At 50.6% G+C, this 7,412-nt stretch carries 14 protein-coding genes and 1 pseudogene; 14 read left to right on the top strand and 1 reads right to left on the bottom strand.

Features of this window, described 5'->3' with window-relative positions; genetic code table 11:
• The 3 genes and pseudogenes from tuf to bfr all read left to right on the top strand — a co-directional run.
• A pseudogene (gene tuf / locus F3I44_RS23020) lies at nt 1-170 on the top strand (elongation factor Tu); the annotation flags it as partial.
• A 171-nt stretch (nt 171-341) separates the two neighbouring features.
• On the top strand, nt 342-536 hold the full coding sequence (bfd, locus tag F3I44_RS23015) for a bacterioferritin-associated ferredoxin (protein WP_009087597.1): 195 nt from the start codon (nt 342-344) through the stop codon (nt 534-536).
• 98 nt (nt 537-634) lie between these two features.
• Nucleotides 635-1,108 carry a bacterioferritin gene (gene bfr, locus F3I44_RS23010; protein ID WP_013359241.1) on the top strand — a complete coding sequence of 158 codons (474 nt, stop codon included), beginning with the start codon at nt 635-637 and terminating at the stop codon, nt 1,106-1,108.
• On the opposite strand, the gene F3I44_RS23005 is transcribed toward bfr, so the two are convergent.
• Nucleotides 1,095-1,862, bottom strand: coding sequence for an A24 family peptidase (locus F3I44_RS23005; protein ID WP_150015844.1), 768 nt, complete (start codon nt 1,860-1,862; stop codon nt 1,095-1,097). The genes bfr and F3I44_RS23005 overlap by 14 nt on opposite strands.
• A gap of 393 nt (nt 1,863-2,255) precedes the next feature.
• Between F3I44_RS23005 and rpsJ the strand changes: the two genes are divergently transcribed.
• Genes rpsJ through rpsQ form a run of 11 tightly spaced genes read left to right on the top strand, consistent with a single transcriptional unit; the run spans nt 2,256 to nt 7,208 of the window.
• Nucleotides 2,256-2,567: a 30S ribosomal protein S10 gene (rpsJ, locus tag F3I44_RS23000; RefSeq protein ID WP_001181005.1), complete on the top strand. Its 312-nt coding sequence runs from the start codon at nt 2,256-2,258 to the stop codon at nt 2,565-2,567.
• Between the two features lie 32 nt (nt 2,568-2,599).
• Nucleotides 2,600-3,229 (top strand): 50S ribosomal protein L3, encoded by a 630-nt coding sequence (gene rplC / locus F3I44_RS22995; RefSeq protein ID WP_006120583.1) that lies wholly within the window; start codon nt 2,600-2,602, stop codon nt 3,227-3,229.
• A gap of 10 nt (nt 3,230-3,239) precedes the next feature.
• Nucleotides 3,240-3,845 (top strand): 50S ribosomal protein L4, encoded by a 606-nt coding sequence (rplD, locus tag F3I44_RS22990; protein WP_003850711.1) that lies wholly within the window; start codon nt 3,240-3,242, stop codon nt 3,843-3,845.
• On the top strand, nt 3,842-4,144 hold the full coding sequence (gene rplW, locus F3I44_RS22985) for a 50S ribosomal protein L23 (protein ID WP_003850708.1): 303 nt from the start codon (nt 3,842-3,844) through the stop codon (nt 4,142-4,144). Before rplD ends, rplW begins: the two co-directional genes overlap by 4 nt.
• 17 nt (nt 4,145-4,161) lie before the next feature.
• Nucleotides 4,162-4,983, top strand: a complete 822-nt coding sequence (rplB, locus tag F3I44_RS22980) for a 50S ribosomal protein L2 (protein ID WP_150015843.1) — start codon at nt 4,162-4,164, stop codon at nt 4,981-4,983.
• 16 nt (nt 4,984-4,999) lie between these two features.
• Nucleotides 5,000-5,278 carry a 30S ribosomal protein S19 gene (gene rpsS / locus F3I44_RS22975; RefSeq protein WP_001138115.1) on the top strand — a complete coding sequence of 93 codons (279 nt, stop codon included), beginning with the start codon at nt 5,000-5,002 and terminating at the stop codon, nt 5,276-5,278.
• 13 nt (nt 5,279-5,291) lie between these two features.
• Nucleotides 5,292-5,624, top strand: coding sequence for a 50S ribosomal protein L22 (gene rplV / locus F3I44_RS22970; protein ID WP_008927136.1), 333 nt, complete (start codon nt 5,292-5,294; stop codon nt 5,622-5,624).
• Between the two features lie 17 nt (nt 5,625-5,641).
• A complete protein-coding gene (gene rpsC / locus F3I44_RS22965) occupies nt 5,642-6,340 on the top strand; it encodes a 30S ribosomal protein S3 (protein WP_008927135.1) in 699 nt (232 codons plus the stop codon).
• 12 nt (nt 6,341-6,352) lie between these two features.
• Entirely contained in the window at nt 6,353-6,763 is a 411-nt protein-coding gene (rplP, locus tag F3I44_RS22960) for a 50S ribosomal protein L16 (RefSeq protein WP_002438716.1), read from the top strand.
• Nucleotides 6,763-6,954 carry a 50S ribosomal protein L29 gene (gene rpmC / locus F3I44_RS22955; RefSeq protein WP_003850146.1) on the top strand — a complete coding sequence of 64 codons (192 nt, stop codon included), beginning with the start codon at nt 6,763-6,765 and terminating at the stop codon, nt 6,952-6,954. The genes rplP and rpmC overlap by 1 nt, the downstream gene beginning before the upstream one ends.
• On the top strand, nt 6,954-7,208 hold the full coding sequence (rpsQ, locus tag F3I44_RS22950; RefSeq protein ID WP_003850147.1) for a 30S ribosomal protein S17: 255 nt from the start codon (nt 6,954-6,956) through the stop codon (nt 7,206-7,208). Before rpmC ends, rpsQ begins: the two co-directional genes overlap by 1 nt.
• The last annotated feature ends 204 nt before the right edge of the window (nt 7,209-7,412 follow it).

Genomic DNA, 7,412 nt, shown 5'->3' with positions numbered 1-7,412 from the left:
CCGGTTCAGTAGAGCTGCCAGAAGGCGTTGAAATGGTCATGCCAGGCGACAACATCAAAATGGTTGTTACCCTGATCCACCCAATCGCAATGGACGAAGGTCTGCGCTTCGCAATCCGCGAAGGTGGCCGTACCGTTGGCGCGGGTGTTGTTGCTAAAGTTATCGCTTAATTGTGATATCTGCTGTGGTCGTGCAAACGGCCACTGCAACACAAAGAAAAGAGCACTTCGGTGCTCTTTTTTTTTGCCTGAAGAGCGTCATAACCCTGCAAAGGGTAGGTTTGTAATAAAAACGATTCGCATTTACACTGTGTACAGAAAATGGTCTTGAGTGATGAAAGAATGTACGTCTGCCTGTGTAATGCCATCAGTGATAAAACCCTTCGTGAAGTTGTACGGCGCTATCAGCCCAAATCCATCCAGCAACTGCGTCATTTTGTACCGGTCGGCAAACAGTGCGGTAAATGTCTGCGCGCCGCGCGGGAAATCATGGATGAAGAGATGCAGCATCCACCACTCTATAAAGAGATCGCCTGACACACCGCGTGTGCGAATACCCACAATATCTGTCGCGTTTTTTTGACTTCTTTTTAATCACATCTACGATCTGATAAAGCAGACGCGGAGGGTTAACAATGAAGGGCGATATCAAAGTTATCAGTCATCTCAATAAACTGCTTGGAAATGAACTGGTTGCCATCAATCAGTATTTTCTGCATGCGCGCATGTTTAAAAACTGGGGGCTGACGCGCCTCAACGATGTGGAGTATCACGAATCGATCGACGAGATGAAGCATGCGGACAAGTACATTGAACGCATTCTTTTTCTCGAAGGCATTCCAAATCTTCAGGATCTGGGACGTCTGCGTATCGGTGAAGACGTTGAGGAAATGCTGAGTTCAGACCTGAATCTGGAGCTGGAAGGCGCTAAAGATCTGCGTGAGGCTATCTCTTATGCTGACAAGGTACATGACTATGTCAGCCGTGACATGATGATTGAAATCCTGGCTGATGAAGAGCATCACATCGACTGGATTGAAACGGAACTTGAGTTGATCCAGAAGATGGGTATCCAGAACTATCTGCAGGCTCAAATTAAAGAAGAGTGAATCGGGTCTGCAGCACGATTGTTACCCAGCCCGCAATGGCCAGGAAAGGGCCAAACGGCAGCGGGCTGTTCCCCTGAATTGCCATCCGATGCTGCAGCATTACAACTGCCGCCAGTGCCAGGAAAGTGCTACCCAGTGCAATCCAGGGTAATGCCTGCCATCCACAGCATGCGCCCAATGCCGCGAAAAGCTTCATATCACCATAACCTAATCCTTCATAGCCACGAACCTGCCGATAACTGCAGGCGAGCAGCCATAATGCACAATAGCCCGACAGCGCACCCCAGATCGCCGCTGTTTCGTTACCGGTCACGCTGGCGTGGAGTAATCCCAGCCAGAGCAGCAGATAGCTGAGCGGGTCAGGTATACAGAAGTGCTGACGGTCAATGATCGCTATCAGTAGCAGCAGACTTGAGGCAGAGATAATAAAAATAGCGGCTTCAGGCCCATCAAAGCTATTCAGCACCAGCAGGCAAAGGATTGCGATCAGCCATTCAGTAATGAAGCTATCTGAGCCGAATGAATGACGACAGAAGCGACATCGTCCTTTTAAACCCGCCCAGCTGACAAGGGGCAGAACGTCACGCCACAGCAAGCGCTGCTGACAATGACCACACCGTGAACCGGGAAAGCAGAGTGCGACAAACCATTGAATGGGTGATAGGGCGGGTGAGAAACGCATACAGGCCAGCGAAAGAAAGCTTCCCAGTGCGCCTCCGCAAGTGAGTACTGCAAATTGAGTGATCAGTAACATGATGTTGCTCCGGATGAGAGGTTAAAAGCACTTTCATCGGCTTCTCGTTCTGTGTCACCCATGGATAAATAACGGCCGAAACGTGTTCGCAAAAAAATTTGTGATTTAACCGCTCTGCAGCAGTGCAATGCGACGCGTGCCTCACGAACCGGCCACTTTTTAACAGGGAAAACCGCAACACGGGTTGCTTCCTGAACAGATTTACGTATAATGCGCGGGCCTGCAGATATTGCAGGCGCGATTCGAGCAGAATCGCAGACGGCTGAAATATAGGCCGCCTGACAATACTCCCAATTGGGGAGTTATATGCTGAACGATTACACTCTCCCATCAATCGTAATGGGCTCGAGTAGTAATTTTTTTCGTCTATAAAAAGTTTGGAGCTCTGGTCTCATGCAGAACCAAAGAATCCGTATCCGTCTTAAAGCGTTTGATCATCGTCTGATCGATCAATCAACCGCGGAAATCGTTGAGACCGCCAAGCGCACTGGTGCGCAGGTTCGTGGTCCAATCCCGCTGCCAACCCGCAAAGAGCGTTTTACTGTTCTGATCTCTCCGCACGTTAACAAAGATGCGCGTGATCAGTACGAAATCCGCACTCACAAGCGTCTGGTAGACATCGTTGAGCCAACTGAAAAAACGGTTGATGCTCTGATGCGTCTGGATCTGGCTGCCGGTGTTGACGTGCAGATCAGCCTGGGTTAATCAGGTCATCGAGCGATTGAGAGGTTGAAACAATGATTGGTTTAGTCGGTAAAAAAGTGGGCATGACCCGCATCTTCACTGAAGATGGCGTTTCTATCCCAGTAACCGTAATCGAAGTTGAAGCGAACCGCGTTACTCAGGTCAAAGGCCTGGAAAACGATGGTTACCAGGCAATTCAGGTTACCACCGGTGCTAAAAAAGCAAACCGTGTGACCAAACCTGAAGCTGGTCATTTTGCTAAAGCTGGCGTTGAAGCTGGCCGTGGCCTGTGGGAATTCCGCACCGCTGAAGGTGACGAGTATTCTGTAGGTCAGAGCATCAGCGTTGAGATTTTCGCTGACGTTAAGAAAGTTGACGTAACCGGTACCTCTAAAGGTAAAGGTTTCGCCGGTACCGTTAAGCGCTGGAACTTCCGTACCCAGGACGCAACTCACGGTAACTCCTTGTCTCACCGCGTTCCGGGTTCTATCGGTCAGAACCAGACTCCGGGCAAAGTGTTCAAAGGCAAGAAAATGGCAGGTCAGCTGGGTAATGAGCGCGTAACCGTTCAGAGTCTGGACGTAGTACGTGTTGACGCTGAGCGCAACCTGCTGCTGGTTAAAGGTGCAGTTCCCGGTGCTACCGGTAGCGACCTGATCGTTAAACCAGCTGTGAAGGCGTAAGGGGATAGCAATGGAATTAGTATTGAAAGACGCGCAGAGCGCGCTGACTGTTTCCGAAACTACCTTCGGTCGTGATTTCAACGAAGCGCTGGTTCACCAGGTTGTTGTTGCTTACGCATCTGGCGCCCGCCAGGGTACTCGCGCGCAGAAAACCCGCGCCGAAGTAACCGGTTCAGGCAAAAAGCCATGGCGTCAAAAAGGCACCGGCCGTGCGCGTGCAGGTTCTGTAAAGAGCCCAATCTGGCGTTCAGGTGGCGTGACCTTTGCTGCGAAGCCGCAGGACCACAGTCAAAAAGTTAACAAAAAGATGTACCGCGGCGCGCTGAAAAGCATCCTGTCCGAACTGGTACGTCAGGACCGTCTGATCGTTGTCGAATCATTTGCTGTAGAAGCGCCGAAAACCAAGCTGCTGGTACAGAAACTGAAAGACATGGCGCTGGAAGACGTGCTGATCATCACCGGTGAACTGGATGAGAATCTGTTCCTGGCTGCGCGTAACCTGTACAAGGTTGACGTGCGTGATGCATCTGGTATCGACCCAGTTAGCCTGATCGCCTTCGACAAAGTCGTTATGACTGCTGATGCAGTTAAGCAAGTTGAGGAGATGCTGGCATGATCCGTGAAGAACGTCTGCTGAAAGTACTGCGCGCGCCGCACGTATCTGAAAAAGCATCTAGCGCGATGGAAAAAACCAATACCATCGTTCTCAAAGTTGCTAATGACGCGACCAAAGCAGAAATCGTTGCTGCTGTTGAGAAACTGTTCGAAGTAGAAGTTAAAGACGTAAACACCCTGGTAGTTAAGGGCAAAGTTAAGCGTCAAGGACAGCGTATCGGTCGTCGTAGCGACTGGAAAAAAGCTTACGTCACCCTGAAAGAAGGCCAGAATCTGGACTTCGCTGGCGGCGCTGAGTAAGTCGGAGGAGAAAGACAATGGCAGTTGTTAAATGTAAACCGACATCTCCGGGTCGTCGCCATGTAGTTAAAGTGGTAAACGCGGAGCTGCACAAGGGCAAACCATTTGCCCCGCTGGTAGAAAAAAACAGCAAATCCGGTGGCCGTAACAACAATGGTCGTATCACTACCCGTCATATCGGTGGTGGTCACAAGCAGGCTTACCGTATTGTTGACTTCAAACGCAACAAAGATGGTATCCCGGCAACCGTTGAACGTCTTGAGTACGATCCGAACCGCTCTGCGAACATCGCACTGGTTCTGTACAAAGATGGCGAGCGCCGTTACATCCTGGCCCCTAAAGGCCTGAAAGCCGGCGACCAGATCCAATCTGGCGTTGATGCTGCGATCAAAGCAGGTAACACACTGCCGATGCGTAACATCCCGGTGGGTTCAACCGTGCATAACGTAGAAATGAAACCAGGCAAGGGCGGTCAGATTGCTCGCTCAGCCGGTGCTTACGTGCAGATCGTTGCGCGTGAAGGTTCTTACGTTACCCTGCGTCTGCGTTCAGGTGAAATGCGTAAAGTCGAGTCAGACTGCCGCGCAACACTGGGCGAAGTCGGCAACGCTGAGCATATGCTGCGCGTTCTGGGTAAAGCAGGTGCAGCCCGTTGGCGTGGTGTTCGTCCGACCGTTCGTGGTACCGCGATGAACCCAGTTGATCACCCGCACGGTGGTGGTGAAGGTCGTAACTTTGGTAAGCACCCGGTTTCTCCGTGGGGCGTTCAGACCAAAGGTAAGAAGACCCGTAGCAACAAGCGTACCGATAAATTTATCGTACGTCGCCGTAGCAAATAATATTAGAGGATAAGCCATGCCACGTTCTCTCAAGAAAGGTCCTTTTATTGACCTGCACTTGCTGAAGAAGGTAGAGAAAGCGGTGGAAAGCGGTGACAAGAAGCCTTTGCGCACTTGGTCCCGTCGTTCAACGATCTTTCCTAACATGATCGGTTTGACCATCGCTGTCCATAATGGTCGTCAGCACGTTCCTGTCTTTGTTTCCGACGAAATGGTTGGTCACAAACTGGGTGAATTCGCGCCGACACGTACTTATCGCGGTCACGCGGCTGATAAAAAAGCCAAGAAGAAATAAGTAGGAGGAAGAGATGGAAACTTTAGCTCAACATCGCCACGCTCGTTCTTCTGCTCAGAAGGTTCGCCTTGTTGCTGACCTGATTCGCGGTAAGAAAGTGTCGCAGGCACTGGACATTTTGACCTACACCAATAAAAAAGCGGCTGTACTGGTCAAGAAAGTTCTGGAATCTGCCATTGCTAACGCCGAACACAACGATGGCGCTGATATCGACGATCTGAAAATCACGAAAATTTTCGTTGATGAAGGTCCGACCATGAAACGCATTATGCCGCGTGCCAAAGGTCGTGCAGATCGCATCCTGAAGCGCACCAGCCACATTACTGTGGTTGTGTCCGATCGCTGAGACTCTGGAGACTAGCAATGGGTCAGAAAGTACATCCTAATGGTATTCGCCTGGGTATTGTAAAACCATGGAACTCTACCTGGTTTGCGAACACCAACGAATTCGCTGACAACCTGGACAGCGATTTTAAAGTACGTCAGTTCCTGACTAAAGAACTGGCTAAAGCATCTGTCTCTCGTATCGTTATCGAGCGTCCAGCGAAGAGCATCCGTGTGACTATTCACACCGCTCGTCCGGGCATCGTGATCGGTAAGAAAGGCGAAGATGTAGAAAAACTGCGCACGGTCGTCGCGAAAATCGCTGGCGTTCCTGCACAGATCAATATCGCCGAAGTCCGCAAGCCGGAACTGGACGCGAAACTGGTAGCTGACAGCATCACTTCACAGCTGGAGCGTCGTGTGATGTTCCGTCGTGCTATGAAGCGTGCAGTTCAGAACGCCATGCGTCTTGGCGCGAAGGGTATTAAAGTTGAAGTTAGCGGCCGTCTGGGTGGCGCTGAGATCGCACGTACCGAATGGTACCGTGAAGGTCGCGTGCCATTGCACACTCTGCGTGCTGACATTGACTACAACACCTCTGAAGCGCACACCACTTATGGTGTAATCGGCGTTAAGGTATGGATCTTCAAAGGTGAGATCCTGGGTGGTATGGCTGCTGTTGAACAACCGGAACCGGCTGCTCAACCTAAAAAGCAGCAGCGTAAAGGCCGTAAGTAAGGAGAGTCGCTGATGTTACAACCAAAGCGTACAAAATTCCGTAAGGTGCACAAAGGCCGCAACCGCGGTCTGGCGCAGGGTACGGATGTTAGCTTCGGTACTTTCGGTCTGAAAGCTGTTGGCCGTGGTCGTCTGACTGCTCGTCAGATCGAAGCAGCACGTCGTGCTATGACCCGTGCAGTTAAGCGTCAAGGTAAGATCTGGATCCGAGTATTCCCGGACAAACCGATCACCGAGAAGCCGCTGGAAGTGCGTATGGGTAAAGGTAAGGGTAACGTAGAGTATTGGGTTGCCCTGATCCAGCCTGGTAAAGTCCTGTATGAAATGGACGGCGTACCAGAAGAGCTGGCCCGTGAAGCATTCAAGCTGGCAGCAGCAAAACTGCCTATCAAAACCACCTTTGTAACTAAGACGGTGATGTAATGAAAGCAACTGAGCTGCGTGAAAAAAGCGTTGAAGAGCTGAACACTGAGCTGCTTAATCTGCTGCGTGAGCAATTTAACCTGCGCATGCAGGCAGCATCTGGCCAACTGCAGCAGACTCATCTGCTGAAACAGGTTCGCCGTGATGTTGCACGCGTTAAGACTTTACTGACTGAGAAGGCGGGTTCGTAATGACCGATAAAATCCGTACTCTGCAGGGTCGTGTAGTAAGTGACAAAATGCAGAAATCTGCAGTTGTTGCTATCGAACGTTTCGTGAAACACCCGATCTATGGCAAATTCATCAAACGTACGACCAAGCTGCACATCCATGACGAGAACAATGAATGTGGAATTGGTGACGTGGTAGAAATCCGCGAATGCCGTCCACTGTCCAAGACTAAATCCTGGACCCTGGTTCGCGTAATCGAGAAAGCGGTTCTGTAATAAGAATTGTTTTTTCTGAGGAAACCCTCTGCTTCGGCAGGGGGTTTTTTTTTGCCTTTTATTCTGACTTGATCCATTTGTGCCTGTGGCAGGACAGATTTGATGGTGCTCACAAATTGAGGGAGTGGCGAGGATTAAGCTGCGACTCTTCAGGCGATGTTGCCTGAATGCTCCAGTCTGTAGAGGCCGGAGTTATCATAACTG

It is taken from the genome of Pantoea sp. F_5, from assembly GCF_008631595.1.
Lineage (GTDB): Bacteria > Pseudomonadota > Gammaproteobacteria > Enterobacterales > Enterobacteriaceae > Pantoea > Pantoea gossypiicola.
Note: the sequence above shows the minus strand (reverse complement) of the source record. Positions and strands in the feature narration are given on the sequence as shown.

Bases quoted from the DNA above. Each gene is read 5' to 3' on its own strand.
- F3I44_RS23005 (WP_150015844.1), bottom strand. From the start codon at position 1,862: ATGTTACTGATCACTCAATTTGCAGTACTCACTTGCGGAGGCGCACTG.
- rplD (WP_003850711.1), top strand. From the start codon at position 3,240: ATGGAATTAGTATTGAAAGACGCGCAGAGCGCGCTGACTGTTTCCGAA.
- bfd (WP_009087597.1), top strand. From the start codon at position 342: ATGTACGTCTGCCTGTGTAATGCCATCAGTGATAAAACCCTTCGTGAA.
- bfr (WP_013359241.1), top strand. From the start codon at position 635: ATGAAGGGCGATATCAAAGTTATCAGTCATCTCAATAAACTGCTTGGA.
- rplC (WP_006120583.1), top strand. From the start codon at position 2,600: ATGATTGGTTTAGTCGGTAAAAAAGTGGGCATGACCCGCATCTTCACT.
- rpsJ (WP_001181005.1), top strand. From the start codon at position 2,256: ATGCAGAACCAAAGAATCCGTATCCGTCTTAAAGCGTTTGATCATCGT.
- rpsS (WP_001138115.1), top strand. From the start codon at position 5,000: ATGCCACGTTCTCTCAAGAAAGGTCCTTTTATTGACCTGCACTTGCTG.
- rplV (WP_008927136.1), top strand. From the start codon at position 5,292: ATGGAAACTTTAGCTCAACATCGCCACGCTCGTTCTTCTGCTCAGAAG.
- rpsC (WP_008927135.1), top strand. From the start codon at position 5,642: ATGGGTCAGAAAGTACATCCTAATGGTATTCGCCTGGGTATTGTAAAA.
- rplW (WP_003850708.1), top strand. From the start codon at position 3,842: ATGATCCGTGAAGAACGTCTGCTGAAAGTACTGCGCGCGCCGCACGTA.
- rpmC (WP_003850146.1), top strand. From the start codon at position 6,763: ATGAAAGCAACTGAGCTGCGTGAAAAAAGCGTTGAAGAGCTGAACACT.
- rpsQ (WP_003850147.1), top strand. From the start codon at position 6,954: ATGACCGATAAAATCCGTACTCTGCAGGGTCGTGTAGTAAGTGACAAA.
- rplB (WP_150015843.1), top strand. From the start codon at position 4,162: ATGGCAGTTGTTAAATGTAAACCGACATCTCCGGGTCGTCGCCATGTA.
- rplP (WP_002438716.1), top strand. From the start codon at position 6,353: ATGTTACAACCAAAGCGTACAAAATTCCGTAAGGTGCACAAAGGCCGC.